The following is a 22,258-nucleotide window of genomic DNA, read 5'->3' on the forward strand; positions in this document are numbered from 1 at the left end:
CGCTCCGTCCGCCCCCCGTTTCGGGGGGAGGCGGGAGCCCCCTCTACGGGCGAGGGCTGGCGCGTTCGGCGCCGGTGGCATCGGCTGAAGGGATAGGATACCGGCGGTTTCAAGACCTTTCTTCGAATCCCCCGTAAAATCCCACCATCCCGCTCGATTTCAACCATCTTTCAATCGACAGTACCTAAGGAGGACCACACATGGCCCTAGTCTCCATGCGCCAGTTGCTCGACCACGCCGCCGAGCACGGCTACGGCATTCCGGCATTCAACGTCAATAACCTGGAACAGGTCCAGGCCATCATGGAAGCCGCGGCGGAGACCGACAGCCCGGTGATCATGCAAGCCTCGGCCGGCGCCCGCAAGTACGCCGGCGAAGGCTTCCTGAAGCACCTGATCCAGGCCGCCGTGGAGTCCTACCCGCACATTCCCGTGGTCATGCACCAGGACCACGGCCAGTCGCCCAAGGTCTGCCAGGGCGCCATCGATCTGGGCTTCTCCAGCGTCATGATGGACGGCTCGCTGAAGGAAGACGGCAAGACCATCGCCGACTACGACTACAACGTCGACGTCACCAAGAAGGTGGTGGACGTGGCCCACAAGCTGGGCGTGACGGTCGAGGGCGAACTGGGCTGCCTGGGCTCGCTCGAAACCATGGAAGGCGACAAGGAAGACGGCCACGGCGCCGACGGCAAGCTGACCATGGACCAGCTGCTGACCGATCCGGAGCAGGCCGCCGACTTCGTGCGCCGCACCCAGCTGGACGCCCTGGCCATCGCCATCGGCACCAGCCACGGCGCCTACAAGTTCACGCGCAAGCCCACCGGCGACATCCTGTCGATCGCCCGCATCAAGGAAATCCACGCCCGCCTGCCCAACACCCACCTGGTGATGCACGGCAGCTCCAGCGTGCCGCAGGAACTGCTGGCCGAGATCCGTGAATTCGGCGGCAACATGAAGGAAACCTACGGCGTGCCGGTCGAGGAAATCCAGGAAGCCATCAAGTACGGCGTGCGCAAGATCAATATCGACACCGATATCCGTCTGGCCATGACCGGCGCCATCCGCCGCTTCTTCGCCGAGAACCCCGAGAAGTTCGACCCGCGCGAATACCTGAAGCCGGCCCGCGCCGCCGCCAAGGCGATCTGTGTGGCTCGCTACACGGAATTCGGCACCGCCGGCAACGCCAGCAAGATCAAGGCCCTGCCGCTGACCGAAATCGCCGCCCAGTACGCCGCCGGCAAGCTGGCCCAGGTGGTTCAGTAAGTGGCCGGCCGCCTCCCCCGGGAGGCGGGCAGCAAAAAAGGCGGGCCCTCGCGGGCCCGCCTTTTTTTTCGTGCGCGTCGCGCCCGGCTCAGGCGGGCGGGGCGTTGCGGGGGAAGTTCGGCACGGTCTTGTCGACGTGGTGCCAGGACGGCGCCGAGTCGGTCCACAGGCTGACGCGGGTGTGGAAGGCCTCGGGGTCGTCGAGCGAGCCGGCCCGCACCACCTCGTAGGCCATGCCTTCCGAGCCGCCGAACAGCGGCGTGCCACAGTCCGCACAGAAGCTGCGCATGACGGTGTGGCCTGAATCGCCCTGGTAGCGATGCTCGCGCGCCTTGCCGCGCAGCAGGGTGACCGAGCCGGCCGGCAGGATCAGCGCGTGGGCCGGCGCGCCGCCGCTGGAATACTGGCAATCGCGGCAATGACAGGTGGCCGCCATGATGGGTTCATCGGTCACCGCGTAGCGCACCGCGCCGCATTGGCAGCCACCGGTCAGGTGGACCTGCGCGTCGGCGTGGGGCGGGCGTTTCTGGGTTGCATCCTGCATACGACTGTGTCTCCTCCAGGTGAAAAGGGGGCGCCGTGACGCGATCCGCGGTCGGCGCATATATTGGAACGCGGCCAGACTAACCCGCCGTCCGCCGCCCGGCAAGACGGGGCTATTTGCAGTAACCTATGCGCTTTGCGCGACCCCCATTTTTGCCATAGGCCATTTTTCCGTGACTTCTGCTTTGCATCAATCCAGCATCAAGTCCTTGCCGCTGCTGGGCCGCGGTAAGGTCCGCGACATGTACGCGGTGGGCGACGACAAGTTGCTGATCGTCGCGTCGGACCGCATTTCGGCGTTCGACGTCATCCTCGACGATCCCATCCCCGGCAAGGGGCAGGTGCTGACCGAACTGACCGAGTTCTGGCTGCAGAAGCTGGCCCACATCCTGCCGAACCACTCCACCGGCATCAAGCCGGAAGACGTGGTGGCGCCCGATGAAGTCGACCAGGTGCGCGGCCGCGCCGTGGTGGTCAAGCGCCTCAAGCCGATCCTGGTGGAAGCGGTGGCCCGCGGCTACCTGATCGGTTCCGGCTGGAAGGACTACCAGGCCACCGGCGCCGTCTGCGGCATCAAGCTGCCCGCCGGCCTGCAGCAGGCCAGCCAGTTGCCCGAGCCGATCTTCACGCCGGCCGCCAAGGCCGAGTTCGGCATGCACGACGAAAACGTCGACTTCGCCCACGTGGTCAAGGAAGTCGGCCAGGAAATGGCCGAGCGCATCCGCGACGTCACGCTCAAGCTGTACGCCGAGGCCGCCAGGTTCGCCGCCACCAAGGGCATCATCATCGCCGACACCAAGTTCGAGTTCGGCCTGGACGACGACGGCACGCTGTACCTGATGGACGAAGTGCTGACGCCGGATTCGTCGCGCTTCTGGCCGGCCGACGGCTACCGCGTCGGCATCAGCCCGCCCTCGTTCGACAAGCAGTTCGTGCGCGACTGGCTCGAGACCCAGACCTGGGACAAGACCCCGCCCGCCCCGCGCCTGCCGCAGGACGTGCTGGAAAAGACCGCCGCGAAGTACCGCGAAGCGCTGGATCGCCTGATCGCCTGATCCGCGCCCGCCTCGAAAAAGCCGCCCGTCCGCCGGGCGGTTTTTTTTGTCCGCGAGGCGCCGCCGATCAGGGAAATCCCTGCTTTTCGGTAAGAATTATTGCTTATTGTTACGTTATACTCGCCGGCAACCTGCACCCGGAAGCCGGCGCGCCCGCGCGGCTTCCCCTCTGCCAACTTGCCGGACGACGCGGCCCGCAGCCGCCGCCAGGGCGCCATGCCCGCCGGATGTAGAAAGGAGCTGCGCATGATCATGATGTTGCCTTTCCTGACCGGCCTGATCGCCGTGTGGTTCGGCCTGCTGGGCAAGCGCCGACCCTGCGTCGCCTTCTGGCTGATCACCCTGGGGGTGTTCGCCGCGTGGTGCCAGTTCCACATGACCAGTCCGCTGGCGCTGTCGCTCTAGGTCCGCCGCCATGATCTTTTCCCGCAATCCGGCGCGCGGTTCGCGCCTGCTCAACGGCCTGGCCCTGCTGGCCGTGACGGCCATCCTGGTCATGGCCTTCGTCTGGCAATTCGCCTATGACGAAGCGCCGTGCCCGCTGTGCCTGCTGCAACGGGTGGCCTTCATGCTGGCCGGGGTGGGGCTGCTGCTGAACCTGCGGCTGGGGCCGTCGCCCATGCACTACGCCATGACCATCGCCGCCGCGCTGGGCGGCATGGTGGCGTCGGGCCGGCAGATCCTGCTGCACATCGCCCCCGGCGATCCCGGCTACGGCACGCCGTTCCTCGGCCTGCACTTCTATACCTGGGCCTTCATCGCCTTCTGCGGCCTGATCGTGTTCTGCGTGATCATGCTGTCGGCCGACCGCAAGTGGGGCGACAACATGCTCAAGCGGCCGGTGCCGGCGCTGGGCATGCTGGTCATGGCCCTGTTTTTCATCACGGTCCTGGCCAACCTGGGCAGCACCACGCTGCAATGCGGTTTCGGGCCCTGCCCGGACAATCCCACGGGCTGTCTCTGGCTGGGATCCGGCGCCACGCCATAGGCTGCCGCCGGCGCCGGGTAAAATACCGGGTTTCGCGGCCTGGCCGCAGCCTTTCAACGACTCGACACCGGTTATGACAGCCAAGACTTCCGCAGCGGCAGACGCCACCCCCGTGGTGGGCGTGATTATGGGTTCTTCCAGCGATTGGGAGGTCATGAAGCACGCGGTCACCATGCTGGAAGACTTCGGCGTGCCGCACGAGGCGCGCGTGATCTCCGCGCACCGCATGCCGCAGGACATGGCCGAATACGGCGCCGCCGCGTTTGATCGCGGCCTGCGCGGCATCATCGCCGGCGCCGGCGGCGCGGCCCACCTGCCGGGCATGATGGCGGCCCTGACCGAAGTGCCGGTGTTCGGCGTGCCGGTGCCGTCCAAGTACCTGCGCGGCGAGGATTCGCTGCTGTCCATCGTGCAGATGCCCAAGGGCGTGCCGGTCGCCACCTTCGCCATCGGCGAGGCCGGCGCCGCCAACGCCGCGCTGCACCTGATCGCCACGCTGGCGGGCACCGATGCCGGCCTGCACAAGAAGCTGGTGGCATTCCGCGCGCGCCAGACGCAGGCCGCGCGCGACATGAAGGTTCCGCCCGAGGCTTGATCCGTATGACGCAATCGACTGCTTTCACCATTGCCCCCGGCGGCTGGCTCGGCCTGCTGGGCGGCGGCCAGCTGGGCCGCATGTTCTGCCACGCGGCGCAAAGCCTGGGCTACAAGGTCGCGGTGCTGGACCCGGCCGCCGAATGCCCGGCGGGCATGGTGGCGGACCTGCACATCCAGGCCGCCTATGACGACGAAGACGGCCTCGCGCGCCTGGCGCAGACCTGTCAGGCCGTCACCACCGAATTCGAGAACGTGCCGGCCGACAGCCTGCGCGCGCTGGCGGCGCGCTGCCGCGTCAGCCCGGCCGCCGACGCGGTCGCCATCGTGCAGGACCGCATCGCCGAGAAGGCCTTCATCGCCAGCCAGGGCATCCCGGTCGCGCCGCACGCCGCCATCCGCAGCGAAGCCGACCTGCGCGCCGCGCCCGACAGCCTGTTCCCCGGCATCCTCAAGGTCGCGCGCCTGGGTTACGACGGCAAGGGCCAGGCCCGCATCGACACGCGCGAGGCCGCGCTGGCCGCGTTCGCCGAGTTCGGCGGCGTGGCCTGCGTGCTGGAAGCGCTGATGCCGCTGGACTACGAAATTTCGGTCGTGATCGCGCGCGGTTTCGACGGCGCCAGCGTGGTGTTCCCGGTGGCGCGCAACGTCCACCGCGACGGCATCCTGGCCGTGTCGACGGCGGCGCCGGTCAAGCTCGACGCCGCCCATGCCGAACGCCAGGCGCAGGCCACCGCGGCCGCGCAGGCCATCGCGCAGGGCCTGGGCTACCACGGCGTGCTGTGCGTGGAATTCTTCGTGCTCAAGGACGGCAGCCTGATCGTCAACGAGATCGCGCCGCGTCCGCACAACAGCGGCCACTACACCATGGACGCCTGCCTCACCAGCCAGTTCGAGCAGCAGGCGCGCGCCATGGCCGGCCTGCCGCTGGGCGGCACCGACCTGCTGGCGCCGGCCGTGATGTTGAACATCCTGGGCGACATCTGGTATCCGTCGGCCACCGGCGACGCGCAGCGCGAGCCCGACTGGGCCGCCGCGCTGGCGGTGCCCACGGCCAAGCTGCACCTGTACGGCAAGCGCGAGGCGCGCCGCGGCCGCAAGATGGGCCACGTCACCATCGTCGCGCCGACGCTGCAACAGGCCCAGGCCGATGCGGCGCGCGTGGCCGCCGCGCTGGGCATGCAGGCGCCCGAGTAACGCCATGTCTGCTCCGTTCGACTCCGCCAGCGCCGCGGACATCGCCGACGCCGCCCGGCGCCTGCTGGCCGGCGAGCTGGCCGCGTTCCCGACCGAGACCGTCTACGGCCTGGGCGCGGACGCCGAGAACCCGCGGGCGGTGGGCAAGATCTACGCCGCCAAGGGCCGGCCGTCGAACCATCCGGTGATCGTGCACATCGCGCCGCAGGGCGACCTGTCGTACTGGGCGGCCGACGTGCCGCCCGAGGCGCGCCTGCTGATCGACGCCTTCTGGCCCGGTCCGCTGACGCTGATCCTCAAGCGCGCGCCGCACATCGCCGACACCGTCAGCGGCGGCCAGGACAGCATCGGCATCCGCTGCCCCTCGCATCCGGTGGCGCAGGCGCTGCTGGCGGCGTTCGCGGCCGGCAAGCCGAACGGGCAGGGCGGCGTGGCCGCGCCGTCGGCCAACAAGTTCGGCCAGGTCTCGCCGACCCGCGCCGACCACGTCCGCAGCGAATTCCCCGACGAGGTCGCGGCCGGCATGCCGGTGCTGGAGGGCGGCGCCTCCGAGGTCGGCATCGAATCCACCATCCTGGACCTGTCGCGGCTGGACCGCGGCGCCGGCCCGGTGCTGCTGCGCCCCGGCCATATCAGCGCCGCGCAGATCGAGGCGGTGCTGGGCGTGCAAGTGTTCGCGCCCGACGCCGCCGCGCCGCGCGCCTCGGGCACGCTCAAGGCGCACTATGCGCCGCGCACCGCGCTGGAGCTGGCGTCCGATGCGCGCCTGCAAGCCGCGCTGCAAGGCCGCGGCCTGCCCCCGGGCAAGGTCGTGGTGGTGGCGTACACGCCGCCGCCGGCGGCCGTCGATGCGCGCATCCAGTGGCAACAGGTGCCGGCCGATCCGGCGCGTTACGCCCAGGCGCTGTACGCCTTGCTGCGCGATCTGGACGGCCAGGGCTTCGCGCGCATCATCGTGCAGGCGCCGCCGGCCGATGACGCGTGGCACGCGGTCAACGACCGCATCGGCCGCGCCGCCGCCGCGTTCACGCTCGACACCACCGACCTGTAAGGCGGGGGCGGCCGTTCAGGCCGCCAGGAATTCCCCGATCCTGGCCACCGCCTGGCGCATCGGCGCCAGGAATTCCCCCGTCAATCGTTCCAGCGGCACCCGCGCCGCCTTGACGCTGACGTTGACGGCGCCGCAGGCCTTGCCGCTGGCCGAGCGCACCGGCACCGAGATGGCGCGCACATTCAATTCCAGTTCCTGGTCGACCACCGCGTAGTCCTGCTCGCGGATGCGCGCCAGCTCGGCCCGCAGCCGCGCTTCGGTGGTCAGCGTGAATTCGGTGTACGGCTGCAAGTCGATGGCGGCGAAGTAGCGCGCCAGGGCCGGCTCGGACAACTGCGCCAGCAGCACCCGGCCGATCGAGGTGCAATAGGCCGGCAGCCTGCTGCCCAGTCCCATCGAGGTGGCCAGCAGGCGGTTCACTTCCGAGCGCGCCAGGTACAGCATCTCGTGCCCTTCCATGATGGCCAGCGCGCAGGTCTCGTTGACGGTGGCGCTCAGTTCCTCCAGCACCGGCTGCGCCAGCGACACGAATGGCGTGGACGAGAAGTACGCGTAGCCCAGCCCCAGGATGCGCGGCGTCAGGATGTACTGGCGGCCGTGCTGTTCGGCGATGCCCAGCAGGATCAGCGTGTGCAGGCAGCGCTGCACCACCGCGCGCGGCAGGCCGGCGCGGCGCGCCAGCTCGGCCGCGGTCTGCGGATGGCGGCGGGTGCCGAAGGCGCGGATCACGTGCAGGCCGCGCGCCAGCGTCAGCATGTAGTCCGGATCGCCGCGCAACTGGTCGGGATGGTCTTCGGGGGCGAGGGGCGCGGCGTAGCCGGGCGGGGGAAGGTTGGGCAGCATCAGCCTGCGCGCAGCGGGGCGCCGGTGCGCGCCTGCAGCGCGGTCAGTGTCATGCCGTCGATCATATCGCGGACCCGCAGGCCGTCGGGCGTGACGTCGATCACGGCCAGGTCGGTGTAGATGCGGTCGACCACGCCGGCGCCGGTCAGCGGATAGGTGCAGCGTTCGACGATCTTGGGCGAGCCGTCCTTGCTGTTGTGTTCCATCAGGATGTAGACGCGGCGCGCGCCCACCGCCAGGTCCATGGCGCCGCCCACGGCGGGCGCCTCGCCCGGCCTGGCGAGCGACCAGTTGGCCAGGTCGCCGTTGGCCGCGACCTGCATGCCGCCCATGACGCAGATGTCCAGGTGGCCGCCGCGCATCATGGCGAAGGAGTCGGCGTGATGGAAATAGGCGCCGCCGTCCAGCAGCGTCACCGGTTGCTTGCCGGCGTTGATCAGGTCCAGGTCGATCCGGTCTTCGGCGGGCGGCGGGCCCATGCCGAGGATGCCGTTTTCGCTGTGCAGCACGATCTCGCGGCCGGCCGGCAGTTGCGCGGCCACCAGCACCGGCATGCCGATGCCCAGGTTGACGTAGCTGCCGTCGGGAATGTCCTGCGCCAGGCGTCGCGCCATGGCTTCGCGGTTCAGGGGAGTGGGCATGGGGATTCCTTCAGCTGGAGAACGCGGCGTGGGCCACCCGGGTGACGCGCTGCACGAAGATGCCGGGCGTGACGACGGCCTCGGGCGACAGCTCGCCCAGCGCCACGCTGGCGCGCACCTGCACGATGGCGGTCTTGGCGGCCATGCACATGATGGGGCCGAAGTTGCGCGCGCTCTTGTGGTAGGTGAGGTTGCCCCAGCGGTCCGCCAGGTCGGCCTTGACCAGCGCGAAGTCGCCGTGCAACGGGGTTTCGAAGACATGGCCGCGGCCGTCGATGATGCGGGTCTCCTTGCCGGTGGCCAGTTCGGTGCCGTAGGCCGTGGGGGTGAAGAAGCCGCCCAGGCCGGCGCCGGCGGCGCGCAGCCGTTCGGCGATGGTGCCCTGCGGCACGCATTCCAGTTCGATGGCGCCGCGCCGGTACAGGTCGTCGAAGACCCACGAATGCGATGCCTTGGGAAACGAGCAGATCACCTTGCGCACGCGGCCGGCCTTGATCAGCGCGGCCAGGCCGGTCTCGTGGTTGCCGGCGTTGTTGCTGACCACGGTGAGTTCGCGCGCGCCCTGCTCGATCAGGGCGTGCAGCAGTTCGGTGGGCATGCCGGCGCCGCCGAAGCCGCTGACCAGCACGGTGGCGCCGTCATGGATGTCGGCCACGGCGGCCGCGGGAGTGTCGAGGAACTTGTCGATCATCGTCTTGGTTTCCAGTGGGGCGCCGGGCGGGCGCCCCGTGTTGCTCAATCCACCGAGATGCGGGCCTGCCTGATGATCTCGGCGTAGCGCGCCGAGTCCTGCCGCATCAGCTCGGCGAACTCGGCGGTCGGGCCGCTGGCCGGCAGGAAGCCGGCATCCAGGAATTTCTGGCGCACGTCCGGCTCCCGCACGATCTCGCTGATCTCGCGCGCCATGCGTTCGATGATCGGCTTGGGCGTGTTGGCCGGCGCCATCAGGCCGGCCCACGAGCCGGTGACGAAGCCCGGCATGCCGGCTTCCTCCATGGTGGGTATCGACGGCTCGGTCGGCCAGCGCTGCCGGCCGGTGAAGCCCAGCGCCTTCAGGCGGTTCTGCTTGACGTACTGCATCGGCACCAGGATCGGGTCGAACACCATCGACACGCGGCCGCCCAGCAGGTCGGTCAGGATCGGCGCGCTGCCCTTGTAGGCCACGTGCGTCATGGTGATCTTGTTGCGCAGCGCGAAATCGGCGCCGGTCAGGTGGGCGCTGGAGCCGTTGCCGCTGGACGCGTAGGTGAGCTTGTCCGGATGCTTGCGGGCGTATTCCACCAGCTCGGCCACGCTGTTGACGGGCAGGTCCTGCGACACGAACAGGAACAGTGGCAGGTCGGCCATCTGCGCCACCGGCGTCAGGTCCTCGGGCTTGTAGGCCAGCTTGTAGAGATGGAAGTTGATGATGTAGGCGGGCAGGATCGACAGGAAGGTGTAGCCGTCGGGATCGGCCTTGGCGGCCACCGACGCGCCCACGCTGCTGTTGGCGCCGGGGCGGTTCTCGACAATGATGGTCTGCTTCAGGCGCGGGCCGAGCTTTTCCATCACGATGCGGGTGACGATGTCGGTGGAGCCGCCGGGCGTGTAGGGCACGATGACCTTGATCGGCTTGCTGGGCCAGTCGTCCGCGTGGGCGGGGCCGGCCGCCAGGCCGATGGCGGCCACGGCGGTGCAGAGCAGGGTCTTGAGGGCGTTGCGGCGATGTCTTGCCGCGCGGTGGCTGGGCTGCGGTTTCCTTGCAAGTGCCATGGATTTGTCTCCTCCATGAATCGGCCGAATGCCGACGCGCGCCCCGGGTTTTTGTAGTGGCGCGGCCGGTTTTCCTGAGGGATGGTGATCGCGTTTCCTGGCGGTCAGGACGCGAAAAAAGTATGGCACGCAGGGTCCGGCCAACCGCCGCGCGGACCCCGCGATAAAGTTCGATCACCGGACTTCGCGTGCATCTCCCAAACGGTTTGCTACTCGGGTTTCCACTAGGCCGGTGTGCGTTGTTCACGCCGTGGACATCGCGTAATCTGGCGGCCGGCCCGCAAAGCATGGGCTCGGTTTCAGCCGCAGCGGGCCTACAGGCCGGCGCGGGCATCTAATTCAGGAGAAGCAATAATGAAGCGGTTGATTTCGTTTGCTGCCGGCGCGCTCGCCCTGGCATGTGCATCCCAGGCAGCGGTGGCCGGCCCCACGCTGGATGCGGTCAAGAAGAAGGGTTACGTGCAGTGCGGCCTGACCGACGGCGTTTCGGGCTTCTCGGCCACCAACAGCAAGGGCGAATGGGAAGGCATGGACGTGGACATCTGCCGCGCCGTCGCCGCCGCCGTGTTCGGCGACCCGACCAAATTCAAGGGCACCGCGCTGTCGACCCAGCAACGCTTCACCGCGCTGCAATCGGGCGAAGTCGACGTGCTGCTGCGCACCGTCACGCTGACGCAGACCCGCGACACCTCGCTGGGCCTGTCGGCCGTGGCCGCCAGCTTCTATGACGGCCAGGGCATCCTGGTGAACAAGAAGCTGGGCGTGAAAAGCGCCAAGGAACTGAACGGCGCCACCGTCTGCGTGCAGCCGGGCACCACCACCGAACTGAACCTGGCCGACTGGTTCCGCGCCAACAACATCGAATTCAAGCCGGTCGTGATCGACAAGGTCACCGAAGTCGTGCGCGCCTTCGAGTCGGGCCGTTGCGATGCCTTCACCGACGACGCCTCGCAGCTGGCCGCCGTGCGCGCCACGCAGGTCGCCAAGCCGGACGACTACGAGATCCTGCCGGAACGCTTCTCCAAGGAGCCGCTCGGCCCCATGGTGCGCCAGGGCGACGAGAACTGGCTGGGCATCGTCCGCTGGACGCTGTTCGCGCTGCTGGAGGCCGAGGAATACGGCATCACGCAGAAGAACGTGGACGAGATGCTCAAGAGCAACAACCCCAACGTGGCGCGCATCCTGGGCGTGACGCCGGGCGCCGGCAAGAACATGGGCCTGGACGAGAAGTGGGCCTACAACGCCATCAAGGCCGTGGGCAACTACAGCGAAGTGTTCGAGCGCAACGTCGGCAAGGACAGCAAGCTGGGCCTGCAACGCGGCACCAACGCGCTGTGGAGCAAGGGCGGCGCGATGTACCCGTGGCCGATCCGCTGAACGCGGTGAGGTGACCCTGGACGGCCCGCCTCGCGCGGGCCGTTTTGTTTGATGGGCGGCCTCGGGGGCGGGCGGCGGGATCGTCATGCGATATGGCTGCACCGTTATGCGGTACGCTATGCGCTTTTCCACCGGACGCATCCCGCGCCATGACGCAGACCCGACCCGAGGATTCCCCCTTGTTCATCGCCGCGCTGGCGCGCGGCGTTTCCGTGCTGCGGGCCTTCAGCGAAGGGCGGCCGGCGATGACGCTGCCGGAGCTGGCCGAGGCCACCGGCCTGAGCAAGAGTTCGGTGCAGCGCTTCACGCATACGCTGTGGACGCTGGGCTACCTGCGCAAGGACCCGGCCAGCAAGAAGTTCTCGCTGGGCCCGTGGTCGCTGGAGCTGGGCATGAAGTACGTGCAGACCAGCGCGCTGGTGCTGGGCGGCAATCCGTTCCTGCACGCGCTCAACCGCAACTGCCAGGAAACCTGCAGCCTGGCCGAGCCCGACGGGCTGGACATGGTCTACGTGGCGCGCTTCGCCACCCACAAGGAAATGTTCGTCAACATGCCGGTCGGCATGCGGCTGCCACTGTATTGCACGGCGGCGGGGCGCGCGGTGCTGGCGCGGCTGGATCCGCAGGTGGCGCGCGGGCTGCTGGAACGCTGTGAGCGCAAGGCGTATACCGCGGCCACGATCACCGACCTGGACGCGCTGCTGGCCGAACTGGAATTCGCGCGCCGCCATGGCTACGCGCGTTCCAACGGCGAGTTCTATCCGGGCGACATCACCGTCAGCGCGGCGGTGCTGGATGCGGGCGGCACGCCGCAGGGCGCCGTCAACGTCTCGGTGCCGTCGAGCCGCTGGTCGTTCGAGCAGGCGCAGGCCGTGTTCGGGCCGCAGGTGGTGGAGACGGCGCACGCCATCAGCGCGTCGCGCACGCTGGGGCGCTCGCATCCGTTCTACGAACTCGAACCGCCGGGGGGCGCCTTGCGCGCCGCGCCGCTGGTCGACGACGAGGCCTGATCGAGGTGGCGTCCCGCCGCGGGCGCGGCGTTGGGGCATTGTCCCGGGGGCGCGAACCGAGGGGCTGATTGAAAGCGCTGATTCAGGGCGTTGGCGATGCACCAGCCGGGTGCGCCGCTGCGCCAATTCCATACTATTTTGATCGGATATTAATTTTCCAATCAGGGGGAACACCCTAATTGGCGAGGCATTGGCGCGCGCGTTAATCTATTTTTGACACGATCGTATCGTATAGCGATTTGGTCGAATCTAAAATTTCGGTCCGCCACTCGTTTGCGGGCCGTCGCCAAGGAGCCGCGCTGTGCCGTCGTCCGCCGAAGTCCGCTTTCATCCCGTGTCGGGATTCATGGGCCTGCCGCCGGCCCGCGCCGCCGGAACCGGCGCCGCGCGCGCCTGCGTCGTGGGCATCCCGTTCGACTGCGGCACGCATCCGTTCCGGGTCGGTTCGCGCCAGGGGCCGGACGCGATCCGCGAACAGTCGCGGCTGTTGCGGCCGGTGGACATCTTCCGCCGCCATGGCATCGACAATCCGCCCGAGTTCCTGCGCGTGATCGACGTCGGCAACGTGGCCTGCCATCCCGGCGATCCGGACGCGTCGTACCCGCTGATCGAGGCCGGCATCGGCGCCATCCTCGACGCCGGCGCGATCCCGATCTCGATGGGCGGCGACGGCGCCGTGACGCTGCCGCAACTGCGCGCCGTGGCGCAACGCCACCCGGACTTCGTGGTGCTGCATTTCGACTCGCACACCGACACCTATCCGATCCCTGGCTACAACACCGCCACCACCTTCACCCGCGCCGCCGAGGAAGGCCTGCTGGACGTGCGGCGCAGCTTCCACGTGGGCACACGCGGCAGTTCGTTCATGCCGGGCGTCATCGAGTTCGGCCGCGAGGTCGGCTACACCATCATGCCCTTCGACGAGTTCGACGAGGACCAGAAGGGCGCGCTCGACGCCATCAAGCAACAGATCGGCGAGAGGCCGGTGTACCTGTGCTTCGACATGGACATCTTCGACCCGTCCTGCGCGCCCGGCGTCTGCACGCCGGAGTGGGGCGGCCTGTCGCCCAAGGAAGGGCTGGCCCTGCTGCGCCAGCTGGCCGGACTCAACTTCGTGGCCTTCGACGTCAATACCGTTTCGCCGCCGCAGGACGTGCAGGGCGCCACGGCGTTCCTGGCCGCCACCGTCATGCAGGAATTCTGCGCGTTGGCGGCGGTGGCGGTACGGCAGTACCCGCAAGGACGTCCGGACTGAACCGGCGCATTGCGGCATCCATTTCATACAAGGGGAATTGCATGAAACTCAAATCCATCCTGCTCGGCCTGGCTTCGGCCGCGTTGCTGGCCCAGGCCGGCGCCAGCATGGCGCGCACGCTCGACGAGGTGCGCGCCGACAAGACCTTGAACGTGGTCACCACCGCGTCGGCGCCGCCGCACGGCTTCAAGAACCCGCAGTCGAACCGGCTCGAAGGCATCATGGTGGACGTGGCCGCCGCGGTCGCCAAGCACCTGGGCGCGAGCGACAAGCTGGCCGACGTGCCGTTCTCGGGCCTGATTCCGACGCTGACCTCGGGCCGCGCCGATCTGATGTCGGCGCCGCTGTTCATTACCGAGGAGCGGGCCCGCGCCATCGACTTTTCGGCGCCCGTGTACGAATGGGGCGAGGGCATCGTGGTCAGCGACAAGGCCACCCGCCGCTACGCCAAGTTCGAGGACATGCAGGGCCAGAAGGTCGGCGTGCTGGTGGACTCGGTGCAGTTCAACATGATCAAGGACATGCCCGGCACCAAGGTCTCGACCTACCAGGACTATTCCACGCTGCTGGCCGACGTGCGCGCCGGCCGCGTCGACCTGGGCATCGTCGATCCGCCCAGCATCATCTACCAGATCAAGACCAAGAACATCCCGGGCGTGAAGCTGGACACCGGCTACCAGCCGCAGCGCAAGTGGCAGGTGGGCATGGCGGTGCAGAAGGGCAACACGGCGCTGCTGGAGGCCGTCAACGCCGCGCTGGCCGAGATGAAGCGCAACGGCGAACTCGCCGCCATCGGGCAGAAGTGGGGCGTGTCCGACCTGCTCAGCAAGTAGGGCCGCCGCCGCACGGATAAGCAGCACGAGTTAAGGAGCAAGAATTGGATTTCGCTACGTTGCGCATGTACCTGAGTCCCCTGGCCGAGGGCACGCTCTGGACCCTGGCGCTGTTCTTCTGTTCGGCTTTCCTGGCGGTGGCGCTGGGCCTGGTGGTGTGCCTGTGCCGCCTGTCGCGGCGGCCGGCGCTGAGCCGCGCCGCGCGCGTCTACATCGACATCATCCGCGGCACGCCGCTGCTGCTGCAGCTGTTCTACATCTACTACGGCCTGCCGGAGCTAGGCGTGGTGATCAACGGCTTCGTGGCCGGCGTGCTGGGGCTGACGCTGAATTTCGGCGCCTACCTGGCCGAGCTGTTCCGCAGCGGCATCCAGTCGGTGGATGCCGGCCAGTACGAGGCGGCGCGCGCGCTGGGGTTGCGGCGCACGCAGCGGCTGCAGCGCATCGTGCTGCCGCAGGCGCTGCGCACCATCTTCCCGGCGCTGGGCAACTACGCGCTGGTGCTGGTCAAGGAGACCTCGCTGGTGGCGGTGATCAGTGTCTACGAACTGATGCGCGCCGGCGAAATGCTGGCGGGCGCGACCTTCCAGGCGCTGACGGTCTACACCATGGTGGGCGTCATCTATTTCGCGCTGTGCAGCGTGCTGGCCTATCTGTTCCGGCGCTCGGAAAAGCGCCTGACCGTGCCGGGCTACTGGAGCGGCGCCGGCGACAACCATGACATTTCCAAGGCCTGACGCGATGGACGGATTGAACTACGCGGCGCCGATCATCACGATGCGGGGCGTCTCCAAATGGTATGGCGATTTCAAGGTGCTGGACGGGCTGGACCTGGAGGTCCGCCCCGGTGAAAAGCTGATCCTGTGCGGCCCGTCCGGCTCGGGCAAGTCCACCACCATCCGCCTGCTGAATCGGCTGGAAGAGCATCAGCAGGGCACCATCGTGGTCGATGGCATCGAACTGAACGACGATGTCGGCAACATCGAGCGCATCCGCGCCGAGGTGGGCATGGTGTTCCAGCACTTCAACCTGTTCCCGCACCTGACGGTGCTGGAAAACTGCACGCTGGCGCCGATGCTGGTCAAGGGCGTGGCGCCGGCGGAGGCGGAAAGCCGCGCCATGCAGTACCTGGAGCGCGTCAAGATCCCGCAGCACGCCGCCAAGTATCCGGGCCAGTTGTCCGGCGGCCAGAAGCAGCGCGTGGCGATCGCCCGCGCGCTGTGCATGCAGCCCAAGATCATGCTGTTCGATGAGCCGACCTCGGCGCTCGATCCGGAGATGGTCAAGGAGGTGCTGGACACCATGGTGGCGCTGGCGCGCGACGGCATGACCATGGTCTGCGTGACCCACGAGATGGGCTTCGCGCGGGAGGTGGGCGACCGGGTGGTGTTCATGGACCAGGGCGCGATCGTCGAGACCGACACGCCGGACAATTTCTTCCGGGCGCCGCGTTCGGAGCGGGCGCAGGCATTTCTGGGACAGATCCTGGCGTAGGCGCGGCCTTCTCCTGGCGGCACCGCCTTGGGGGCGGCCTGAATTCCGGTTGCCGGAACCTGGGGAATGGTTCCATGCCGACCCGCGCAAATGGCTCTACCCGGTTTGCGCTACGCTACCTATCATGCCTATCGGGCCGGCAAGCAGCCGCCGGCCCGAGCCAACACCTACAACCAGGGAAACACGATGAACGGCGCTGATAGTCTTTGCGATACCCTTCTGGCCAATGATGTGGACGTCTGCTTTGCCAACCCGGGCACGTCCGAGATGCACTTCGTCGCGGCGCTGGATCGCAAACCGAAGATGCGCTGCGTGCTGGGCCTGTTCGAAGGCGTGGTGACGGGCGCCGCCGATGGCTACGCGCGCATGGCCGACAAGCCGGCGGCGACGTTGCTGCACCTGGGGCCGGGCCTGGGCAACGGCCTGGCCAACCTGCACAACGCCAAGCGCGCGCGCACGCCGATGGTCAACATCGTCGGCGACCACGCCACCTACCACGTGCAGTACGACGCCCCGCTCACCAGCGACGTCGAAGGCGTGGCGCGGCCCATGTCGCACTGGGTCAAGCGCGGCATGTCGGCCGAATCGATGTCGGCTGACGCCGCCGAGGCCATCACCGTGGCGCGCCGCCATCCGGGCAACATCGCCACCCTGATCCTGCCGGCCAACTCCGCCTGGACCGAACTGCCGGCGGACACCGCGGTGGTCAAGGTGGTCGACGAAGCCGTGCCGCACACCACGGTCGAGGCGGTGCGCGCCGCCGCCAAGGCGATCCGTTCCGGCGAAACCACCACGCTGCTGCTGGGCAGCACCGCGCTGCGCGAACGCGCCCTCAAGGCCGCCGGCCGCATCGCCCGCGCCACCGGCGTGCGGCTGCTGTCCGAAACTTCCAACCGCCGCATCGAGCGCGGCGGCGACCGCACGCCGGTGGACCGGCTGCCGTACCCGATCGACCTGGCCGTGGCCAAGCTCAAGGACGTGCGCCACCTGGTGCTGGTCGGCGCCAAGGCGCCGGTGGGCTTTTTCGCCTATCCCGGCAAGCCCAGCCTGCTGGCGCCCGAGGATTGCGAGAAGATCGTGCTGGCCACCGTCGAGCAGGACCTGGCGCACGCGCTGGAGTGGCTGGCCGACGAACTCGGCATCGCCGCCGACGCGCCGCGCCTGGCGGCGCCCGCGCCGGCCTACGAGGTGCCGGCCAGCGGCAAGCTGACCGGCGCCGCCGTCAACATCCTGGTGGCGCACCACCTGCCCGAGAACGCCATCGTCTGCGACGAGTCGATCACCCAGGGCCGCGAATTCCCGATCTACAGCGCCAGCAGCGCGCCGCACGACTGGCTGATGCTGACCGGCGGCGCCATCGGCATCGGCCTGCCGATGGCGGCCGGCGCGGCGGTGGCCTGCCCGGACCGCAAGGTCATCACCCTGCAGGCGGACGGCAGCGGCATGTACACCTTGCAGGCGCTGTGGACGCAGGCGCGCGAGAACCTGGACTGCCTGACGGTGATCCTGGCCAACCGTTCCTATGCCACGCTGCACGGCGAAATGAAGAACGTGGGCGTGCAGGAGCCGGGCCGCAACGCGCGCCGCATGCTCGACCTGGAAGAACCGTATCTGGACTGGACGCACCTGGCGCGCGGCATGGGCGTGGAGGCGGTCAGCGTCGATACCGTGGAAGGCTTCGCCCGCGCCTTGCAGGACGGCCTGAAGCGCCGCGGCCCGTTCCTGATCGAAGCGCTGATCTGACGCGCCCGCCCCGCGCCGCGAGCAGGCGGCGCGGGGCAATCAGACGCCCAGGTAGCGCGTCAGCTGTTCGGGCGCGGCGGCCAGCGCCGCGCTGTCGCCGTCCTGCACGATCAATCCCTTTTCCATCACCAGGCAGCGGTCGGTGTGCGCCAGCACCGCGCGGTAGTTGCGGTCGACGATCAGCGTCGACATGCCGGTGGCGCGGATCTGCCGGATGATCCTCCAGATCTCGGCCACGATCAGCGGCGCCAGGCCTTCGGTGGCTTCATCCAGGATCAGCAGGTCGGGGTTGGTCATCAATGCCCGGCCGATCGCCAGCATCTGCTGCTCGCCGCCCGACAACTGCTGGCCGCCATGGCCCAGCCGTTCCGTCAGGCGTGGAAAGGTCTCCAGTACCCGCGCATAGGTCCAGTCGCGCCGTCCCTGTTCGCCGGCGCGCGCCGCCACCAGCAGGTTCTCGCGCACGCTCAGGTTGGGGAAGATGCCGCGGCCCTCGGGCACGTAGGCCACGCCCATCTGCGCGATGGCGTGCGGCCGGGCGCGGGTGCAGTCGGCGCCGCGCACCGCTACGCGGCCCTGGGCGCTGCGCACCTGGCCGACCAGGCTGCGGATCAGCGTGGTCTTGCCCATGCCGTTGCGGCCCACCAGTCCCACGGACTCGCCGGCTCCGATGCGCAGGCCGACGCCGCGCAGCACGTGGCTGGCGCCGTAGTACACGTGCAGGCCGTCGGCTTCGATCAGTGCGCGCATGGGTGTGCTCCGTCCAGGTCCTCGCCCAGGTAGGCGGTGCGAACCTCGGCATTGGCGCGGATCCGCGCCGGGTCGCCGCTGGCGATGCTGCTGCCGTTGACCATCACCGTGATGGTGTCGGCGATGCGGAACACCGCGTCCATGTCGTGCTCCACCAGCAGGATGGCGTGGTTGGCCTTGAGCGTCTGCAGCAGCGCCAGGATGCGGTCGGTTTCCTCCGGGCCCATGCCCGCCAGCGGCTCGTCCAGCAGCAGCACCCGCGGTTCGCCGGCCAGGCACATGGCGATCTCGAGCTGGCGCTTGCGGCCATGCGGCAGCAGGCCCGCCGGCCGCCCGGCGTCGGCCGCCAGGCCGGTGCGCTCCAGCGCCTGCGCGGCCAGGTCGGCGCTGACCGCGCAGGCCGAGGCCGGCCGCCACCAGTGCCAGAAGCGCTGGCGCCGCGCCTGCGCCGCCAGCCGGCAGTTCTCGAACACGCTCAGTTCCGGGAACAGGGTCGAGCGCTGGTAGCTGCGGCCCAGGCCGGCGCGGGCGCGCTCGGGCTGGCCCCAGGCGGTGATGTCGCGCCCGCCCAGCGACACCTGGCCGCTGCTGGGCGCCAGTTCGCCGGACAGGATGTTGATGAGGGTCGACTTGCCCGCGCCGTTGGTGCCGATGACGGCATGCACTTCACCGCGTTGCAATGCCAGCGACACGCCGTTGACGGCGGTCAGGCCGCCGAAGCGCCGGGTGACCGCGTCGGCGGTCAGCAGGGGATCAGGCATGGGGCTCTCCTTGGATCGGCAGGGACAGCGGTTTGGCGGCGGGCGATGCGGCCGGTGCGGCCGGCGTGTTCGGGGCGTGGCGGGCGCGGCGCCGGCGCCATTGCGCCGGCAGGCCGGCCAGCCCGTCGGGCAGCAGCGCCACCAGCGCGATGATGGCCAGGCCCAGCGGCAGGTGCCAGTGGCGCGCGTAGTCGCCGAACAGCGCCTGCGACTGGAACAGTTCCTGCAGCAGCACCAGCGTCGCCGTGCCCAGCACCGCGCCGCCCAGGCTGCCCATGCCGCCCAGGATCACCATCAGCAGCACCAGCCCTGATTGTTCCCAGGCCAGCAGCTCGGGCGTGACGAAGCCGTCCTTGAGCGCGAACAGGAAGCCGGCCAGCCCCGCCAGCGCGGCGCCGATCACATACGCCGCCAGCTTGTACGGATAGGTCGAATAGCCGGCCGCCCGCATGCGCTGTTCGTTGATGCGGATGCCGGCCAGCGCCGCGCCGAAGGGCGAGCGCCGCAGCAGGGCCAGGAAGCCCCAGGTCAGCGCCAGGCAGGCCAGCACGAAGAAGTAGTAGGCGTTGCCCTGGTCCAGGTCGAACGGCAGCCAGCCGCCGATCTCGGCCCGCGGCCGGAAATACAGGTAGATGCCGTCGCTGCCGCCGCCGACCTTGGTGTCGTGGAACACGTAGTACGCCATCTGCGCGAAGGCCAGCGTCACCATGATGAAGTACACGCCGCGCGTGCGCAGCGCCAGCGCGCCGGTCAGCGCGGCGTAGGCGGCCGCGGCCAGCAGCGCCGCCGGCAGCAGCCACCACAGGCTGGCCGCTTCCGATGACGGCGACAGCAGCGCGGCGGCATAGGCGCCGATGCCGAAGAACGCCGCGTGCCCCAGGCTGACCAGCCCCGCGCCGCCCACCAGCAACTGCAGGCTGAGCGCGAACACCGCATAGATCATGATCTTCACGGCCAGGCCGGTGTAGTAGTCGCTGCCGCTCCAGGCGAAGGCGGCCAGCGCCAGCAGGGTCGCGACAGGCAGGAGTCGATTCACATTCATGGTCAGCCCTGTTTGAACAGCCCTTCGGGCTTGCACAGCAGAATCGCGGCCATCAGCACGTACACCAGCACGCCCGCGGCGGCGGGGAACAGCACCTGGCCGAAGGTCTCGACCACGCCCACCAGCATTGCCGCCAGGAACGCGCCGCGGATCGAACCGATGCCGCCGATCACCACCACCACGAAGCAGATGATGAGCACGCCGTTGCCCATGCCCGGATACACCGACGACACCGGCGCGGCGATGCTGCCGGCCAGCGCCGCCAGCGCCACGCCGGCGGCGAACACCAGCCGGTACAGCTTGTTGACGTCGATGCCCAGCGATCCGGTCATCTCGCGGTTGCTGGCGCCGGCGCGCAGCATCATGCCGAGCCGCGTGCGCGCGATGACCCAGTACAGCAGCAGCGCCACCGCGATGCCCACCGCCGAGATGAACAGCCGGTACACCGGATAGGTCATCACGTCGCCCAGCGCGATGCTGCCCTGCAGCCAGGACGGCAGCGGCACGCCGTGGACGTCGTTGCCGACCAGGATGCTGCGCAGCTCCTCGAACACCAGGATCAGGCCGTAGGTCATCAGCACCTGCTGCAGGTGGTTGCGGCGGTACAGGTAGCTGAAGAACGCCGCCTCCAGCAGATAGCCGAGCGCGGCCGCGGCCAGCACGCACACCGCCAGGGTGGCGACGAAGCCGCCGCCGAGCCAGCGGTCCACCACCGGCCCCAGCGCGAACGCCATGTAGGCGCCGATCATGTAGAAGCTGCCGTGCGCCAGGTTGATGATCCCCATGATGCCGAAGATCAGCGTGAGCCCGCTGGCCACCAGGAACAGCAACAGGCCGTACTGGAAGGCGTTCAGGCTCTGGATGAGCAGGATGCCGACGTCCATGGGGCCGCCGTTCCTAGAGCTTGCAGCCGCGGGCGGGGTCGGCCAGCTTGCGCACGGCCACGTCCACCACCTTGTTTTCCAGGCCGTCGACGCGGCGCAGGTAGATGTCCTGCACCGGGTTGCCGGCCTTGGACAGCGTGAACGCGCCGCGCGGGCTGTCGACCGTGGCGCCGCGCATGGCCTCGCGGAACTCCGCCTTCTTGCCGAAGTCGCCCTTGACCGCCGCCAGCCCCGACTGCATCAGCTGCGCGGCGTCGTAGCCCTGCACCGCGTAGACGTCGGGCTGCATGTTGTAGGCCTTGCTGTAGTCGGCGCGGAAGGCGTTGTCGCGCGGCGTGTTCAGGCCGTCTGCATAGTGCAGCGTGGTCAGCAGCCCCTGCGCCGACGCGCCCTGCGCCTGCAGCGTGCCGTCGGTGAGAAAGCCCGAGCCGTACAGCGGGATGGTCTTGTCCAGTCCCGCGGCGTGATAGTCCTGCACGAATTTCACCGCGCCGCCGCCGGCGAAGAAGGTGAACACCATGTCGGGCTTGAGCGCGGCGATCTCGGTCAGCAGCGACTGGAATTCGACGTTGGGGAAGGGCAGGCTCAGCTCCTTGACCACCTTGCCGCCGGCCTGCTCGAAGCCTTCCTTGAAGCCGCCGATGGCCTCGTCGCCGGCCGCGTACTTCCAGGTGATGGTGACCGCCGTCTTGTGGCCGCGCGCCTTGGCCACCGGGCCCATGGCGTAGGCCGGCTGCCAGTTGGTGAACGAGGTGCGGAAGATGCCGGGGCCGCACAGCGGGCCGGTGATGGCGTTGGCGCCGGCGTTCGTCACGATAAGGGTGGTGTCGGCATCCTTGGCGGCCTTGGCCAGCGCCATCGCCACGCCCGAATGCACGGTGCCGATCAGCACGTCCACCTGGTCGCGCTTGATCAGGCGGTTGGCATTCTCGGCGGCCTTGGACGGGTTGGACTCATCGTCCACCTTGAAGTATTCGATCTCGCGTCCGCCGAGCTTGCCGCCCTGTTCGGCCACGTACAGCTTGAAGCCGTTCTCGATGGCGGTGCCGAGCGCGGCGAAGGTGCCGCTGTAGGGCAGCATGAAACCGACTTTGAGCTTGTCGGCGGCCAGGGCGCCGCTTGCGGCCAGCATCAGCGCCGCGCCTAGCGCGGCCCGGGTCAGGGCGTGGGTCATGGTGGT

At 68.9% G+C, this 22,258-nt stretch carries 24 protein-coding genes; 14 read left to right on the forward strand and 10 right to left on the reverse strand.

Annotation, left to right across the window (positions count from 1 at the left end):
* Positions 1-200: 200 nt before the first annotated feature.
* Entirely contained in the window at positions 201-1,265 is a 1,065-nt protein-coding gene (gene fba, locus H0523_RS08155; protein WP_006390811.1) for a class II fructose-bisphosphate aldolase, read from the forward strand.
* A gap of 88 nt (positions 1,266-1,353) precedes the next feature.
* Here fba and H0523_RS08160 read toward each other — a convergent pair whose 3' ends face one another.
* Complete coding sequence (locus H0523_RS08160) at positions 1,354-1,809, reverse strand: GFA family protein (RefSeq protein WP_054428489.1); 456 nt, start codon at positions 1,807-1,809, stop codon at positions 1,354-1,356.
* Between the two features lie 172 nt (positions 1,810-1,981).
* Between H0523_RS08160 and H0523_RS08165 the strand changes: the two genes are divergently transcribed.
* The 6 genes from H0523_RS08165 to H0523_RS08190 all read left to right on the forward strand — a co-directional run bounded on the left by H0523_RS08165 (position 1,982) and on the right by H0523_RS08190 (position 6,693).
* A complete protein-coding gene (locus H0523_RS08165; RefSeq protein ID WP_054428488.1) occupies positions 1,982-2,863 on the forward strand; it encodes a phosphoribosylaminoimidazolesuccinocarboxamide synthase in 882 nt (293 codons plus the stop codon).
* Positions 2,864-3,109: 246 nt separating this feature from the next.
* Complete coding sequence (locus tag H0523_RS08170; protein WP_197286495.1) at positions 3,110-3,268, forward strand: DUF5993 family protein; 159 nt, start codon at positions 3,110-3,112, stop codon at positions 3,266-3,268.
* A 10-nt stretch (positions 3,269-3,278) separates the two neighbouring features.
* A complete protein-coding gene (locus H0523_RS08175) occupies positions 3,279-3,851 on the forward strand; it encodes a disulfide bond formation protein B (RefSeq protein WP_054428487.1) in 573 nt (190 codons plus the stop codon).
* A gap of 73 nt (positions 3,852-3,924) precedes the next feature.
* Entirely contained in the window at positions 3,925-4,446 is a 522-nt protein-coding gene (gene purE / locus H0523_RS08180) for a 5-(carboxyamino)imidazole ribonucleotide mutase (RefSeq protein WP_054428486.1), read from the forward strand.
* Between the two features lie 5 nt (positions 4,447-4,451).
* Positions 4,452-5,642, forward strand: coding sequence for a 5-(carboxyamino)imidazole ribonucleotide synthase (locus H0523_RS08185; RefSeq protein WP_054428485.1), 1,191 nt, complete (start codon positions 4,452-4,454; stop codon positions 5,640-5,642).
* Between the two features lie 4 nt (positions 5,643-5,646).
* On the forward strand, positions 5,647-6,693 hold the full coding sequence (locus H0523_RS08190) for an L-threonylcarbamoyladenylate synthase (protein WP_054428484.1): 1,047 nt from the start codon (positions 5,647-5,649) through the stop codon (positions 6,691-6,693).
* A gap of 15 nt (positions 6,694-6,708) precedes the next feature.
* On the opposite strand, the gene H0523_RS08195 is transcribed toward H0523_RS08190, so the two are convergent.
* Genes H0523_RS08195 through H0523_RS08210 form a run of 4 tightly spaced genes read right to left on the reverse strand, consistent with a single transcriptional unit; the run spans position 6,709 to position 9,929 of the window.
* On the reverse strand, positions 6,709-7,536 hold the full coding sequence (locus H0523_RS08195; protein ID WP_054428483.1) for an IclR family transcriptional regulator domain-containing protein: 828 nt from the start codon (positions 7,534-7,536) through the stop codon (positions 6,709-6,711).
* Positions 7,536-8,177 carry a 3-oxoacid CoA-transferase subunit B gene (locus tag H0523_RS08200; protein WP_054428482.1) on the reverse strand — a complete coding sequence of 214 codons (642 nt, stop codon included), beginning with the start codon at positions 8,175-8,177 and terminating at the stop codon, positions 7,536-7,538. The genes H0523_RS08195 and H0523_RS08200 overlap by 1 nt, the downstream gene beginning before the upstream one ends.
* A gap of 10 nt (positions 8,178-8,187) precedes the next feature.
* Positions 8,188-8,868: a 3-oxoacid CoA-transferase subunit A gene (locus tag H0523_RS08205; RefSeq protein ID WP_054428481.1), complete on the reverse strand. Its 681-nt coding sequence runs from the start codon at positions 8,866-8,868 to the stop codon at positions 8,188-8,190.
* Between the two features lie 44 nt (positions 8,869-8,912).
* A complete protein-coding gene (locus H0523_RS08210; RefSeq protein WP_054428480.1) occupies positions 8,913-9,929 on the reverse strand; it encodes a Bug family tripartite tricarboxylate transporter substrate binding protein in 1,017 nt (338 codons plus the stop codon).
* A 354-nt stretch (positions 9,930-10,283) separates the two neighbouring features.
* Between H0523_RS08210 and H0523_RS08215 the strand changes: the two genes are divergently transcribed.
* The 7 genes from H0523_RS08215 (at position 10,284) to H0523_RS08245 (ending at position 17,641) form a co-directional block, all read left to right on the forward strand.
* Positions 10,284-11,306 (forward strand): amino acid ABC transporter substrate-binding protein, encoded by a 1,023-nt coding sequence (locus H0523_RS08215; RefSeq protein WP_054428479.1) that lies wholly within the window; start codon positions 10,284-10,286, stop codon positions 11,304-11,306.
* A gap of 149 nt (positions 11,307-11,455) precedes the next feature.
* Entirely contained in the window at positions 11,456-12,316 is an 861-nt protein-coding gene (locus H0523_RS08220; protein ID WP_054428478.1) for an IclR family transcriptional regulator, read from the forward strand.
* 346 nt (positions 12,317-12,662) lie between these two features.
* On the forward strand, positions 12,663-13,571 hold the full coding sequence (locus H0523_RS08225; protein ID WP_054429206.1) for an arginase family protein: 909 nt from the start codon (positions 12,663-12,665) through the stop codon (positions 13,569-13,571).
* Positions 13,572-13,612: 41 nt separating this feature from the next.
* Positions 13,613-14,404 carry an ABC transporter substrate-binding protein gene (locus tag H0523_RS08230; RefSeq protein ID WP_054428477.1) on the forward strand — a complete coding sequence of 264 codons (792 nt, stop codon included), beginning with the start codon at positions 13,613-13,615 and terminating at the stop codon, positions 14,402-14,404.
* A gap of 44 nt (positions 14,405-14,448) precedes the next feature.
* Positions 14,449-15,141, forward strand: a complete 693-nt coding sequence (locus H0523_RS08235) for an amino acid ABC transporter permease (RefSeq protein ID WP_006390795.1) — start codon at positions 14,449-14,451, stop codon at positions 15,139-15,141.
* 4 nt (positions 15,142-15,145) lie between these two features.
* Complete coding sequence (locus H0523_RS08240; RefSeq protein WP_082404276.1) at positions 15,146-15,898, forward strand: amino acid ABC transporter ATP-binding protein; 753 nt, start codon at positions 15,146-15,148, stop codon at positions 15,896-15,898.
* Between the two features lie 186 nt (positions 15,899-16,084).
* Positions 16,085-17,641: an acetolactate synthase large subunit gene (locus tag H0523_RS08245; RefSeq protein ID WP_054429205.1), complete on the forward strand. Its 1,557-nt coding sequence runs from the start codon at positions 16,085-16,087 to the stop codon at positions 17,639-17,641.
* Positions 17,642-17,680: 39 nt separating this feature from the next.
* Here H0523_RS08245 and H0523_RS08250 read toward each other — a convergent pair whose 3' ends face one another.
* The 5 genes from H0523_RS08250 to H0523_RS08270 are packed head-to-tail and all read right to left on the reverse strand — an operon-like array spanning position 17,681 to position 22,252.
* Entirely contained in the window at positions 17,681-18,391 is a 711-nt protein-coding gene (locus H0523_RS08250) for an ABC transporter ATP-binding protein (protein ID WP_054428475.1), read from the reverse strand.
* Positions 18,379-19,152 (reverse strand): ABC transporter ATP-binding protein, encoded by a 774-nt coding sequence (locus H0523_RS08255; protein WP_054428474.1) that lies wholly within the window; start codon positions 19,150-19,152, stop codon positions 18,379-18,381. Before H0523_RS08255 ends, H0523_RS08250 begins: the two co-directional genes overlap by 13 nt.
* The gene (locus tag H0523_RS08260) at positions 19,145-20,194 is read right to left on the reverse strand and encodes a branched-chain amino acid ABC transporter permease (RefSeq protein ID WP_054428473.1); all 1,050 of its coding nucleotides are present in this window, start codon (positions 20,192-20,194) and stop codon (positions 19,145-19,147) included. The genes H0523_RS08255 and H0523_RS08260 overlap by 8 nt, the downstream gene beginning before the upstream one ends.
* A gap of 2 nt (positions 20,195-20,196) precedes the next feature.
* Positions 20,197-21,078, reverse strand: a complete 882-nt coding sequence (locus tag H0523_RS08265; protein ID WP_054428472.1) for a branched-chain amino acid ABC transporter permease — start codon at positions 21,076-21,078, stop codon at positions 20,197-20,199.
* A 13-nt stretch (positions 21,079-21,091) separates the two neighbouring features.
* Entirely contained in the window at positions 21,092-22,252 is a 1,161-nt protein-coding gene (locus H0523_RS08270; RefSeq protein WP_054428471.1) for an ABC transporter substrate-binding protein, read from the reverse strand.
* Between the last annotated feature and the right edge of the window lie 6 nt (positions 22,253-22,258).

The sequence above is a fragment of the Achromobacter insuavis genome (genome assembly GCF_902859645.1).
Taxonomy (GTDB): domain Bacteria; phylum Pseudomonadota; class Gammaproteobacteria; order Burkholderiales; family Burkholderiaceae_B; genus Achromobacter; species Achromobacter insuavis.

What these genes read in the sequence shown, in the direction of transcription:
- H0523_RS08260 (WP_054428473.1), bottom strand. Translation starts at nt 20,194, where the DNA reads ATGAATGTGAATCGACTCCTGCCTGTCGCGACCCTGCTGGCGCTGGCC.
- H0523_RS08265 (WP_054428472.1), bottom strand. Translation starts at nt 21,078, where the DNA reads ATGGACGTCGGCATCCTGCTCATCCAGAGCCTGAACGCCTTCCAGTAC.
- fba (WP_006390811.1), top strand. Translation starts at nt 201, where the DNA reads ATGGCCCTAGTCTCCATGCGCCAGTTGCTCGACCACGCCGCCGAGCAC.
- H0523_RS08255 (WP_054428474.1), bottom strand. Translation starts at nt 19,152, where the DNA reads ATGCCTGATCCCCTGCTGACCGCCGACGCGGTCACCCGGCGCTTCGGC.
- H0523_RS08175 (WP_054428487.1), top strand. Translation starts at nt 3,279, where the DNA reads ATGATCTTTTCCCGCAATCCGGCGCGCGGTTCGCGCCTGCTCAACGGC.
- H0523_RS08220 (WP_054428478.1), top strand. Translation starts at nt 11,456, where the DNA reads ATGACGCAGACCCGACCCGAGGATTCCCCCTTGTTCATCGCCGCGCTG.
- H0523_RS08190 (WP_054428484.1), top strand. Translation starts at nt 5,647, where the DNA reads ATGTCTGCTCCGTTCGACTCCGCCAGCGCCGCGGACATCGCCGACGCC.
- H0523_RS08200 (WP_054428482.1), bottom strand. Translation starts at nt 8,177, where the DNA reads ATGCCCACTCCCCTGAACCGCGAAGCCATGGCGCGACGCCTGGCGCAG.
- H0523_RS08160 (WP_054428489.1), bottom strand. Translation starts at nt 1,809, where the DNA reads ATGCAGGATGCAACCCAGAAACGCCCGCCCCACGCCGACGCGCAGGTC.
- purE (WP_054428486.1), top strand. Translation starts at nt 3,925, where the DNA reads ATGACAGCCAAGACTTCCGCAGCGGCAGACGCCACCCCCGTGGTGGGC.
- H0523_RS08230 (WP_054428477.1), top strand. Translation starts at nt 13,613, where the DNA reads ATGAAACTCAAATCCATCCTGCTCGGCCTGGCTTCGGCCGCGTTGCTG.
- H0523_RS08270 (WP_054428471.1), bottom strand. Translation starts at nt 22,252, where the DNA reads ATGACCCACGCCCTGACCCGGGCCGCGCTAGGCGCGGCGCTGATGCTG.
- H0523_RS08210 (WP_054428480.1), bottom strand. Translation starts at nt 9,929, where the DNA reads ATGGCACTTGCAAGGAAACCGCAGCCCAGCCACCGCGCGGCAAGACAT.
- H0523_RS08205 (WP_054428481.1), bottom strand. Translation starts at nt 8,868, where the DNA reads ATGATCGACAAGTTCCTCGACACTCCCGCGGCCGCCGTGGCCGACATC.
- H0523_RS08215 (WP_054428479.1), top strand. Translation starts at nt 10,284, where the DNA reads ATGAAGCGGTTGATTTCGTTTGCTGCCGGCGCGCTCGCCCTGGCATGT.
- H0523_RS08225 (WP_054429206.1), top strand. Translation starts at nt 12,663, where the DNA reads ATGGGCCTGCCGCCGGCCCGCGCCGCCGGAACCGGCGCCGCGCGCGCC.
- H0523_RS08250 (WP_054428475.1), bottom strand. Translation starts at nt 18,391, where the DNA reads ATGCGCGCACTGATCGAAGCCGACGGCCTGCACGTGTACTACGGCGCC.
- H0523_RS08240 (WP_082404276.1), top strand. Translation starts at nt 15,146, where the DNA reads ATGGACGGATTGAACTACGCGGCGCCGATCATCACGATGCGGGGCGTC.
- H0523_RS08195 (WP_054428483.1), bottom strand. Translation starts at nt 7,536, where the DNA reads ATGCTGCCCAACCTTCCCCCGCCCGGCTACGCCGCGCCCCTCGCCCCC.
- H0523_RS08245 (WP_054429205.1), top strand. Translation starts at nt 16,085, where the DNA reads ATGAACGGCGCTGATAGTCTTTGCGATACCCTTCTGGCCAATGATGTG.
- H0523_RS08170 (WP_197286495.1), top strand. Translation starts at nt 3,110, where the DNA reads ATGATCATGATGTTGCCTTTCCTGACCGGCCTGATCGCCGTGTGGTTC.
- H0523_RS08185 (WP_054428485.1), top strand. Translation starts at nt 4,452, where the DNA reads ATGACGCAATCGACTGCTTTCACCATTGCCCCCGGCGGCTGGCTCGGC.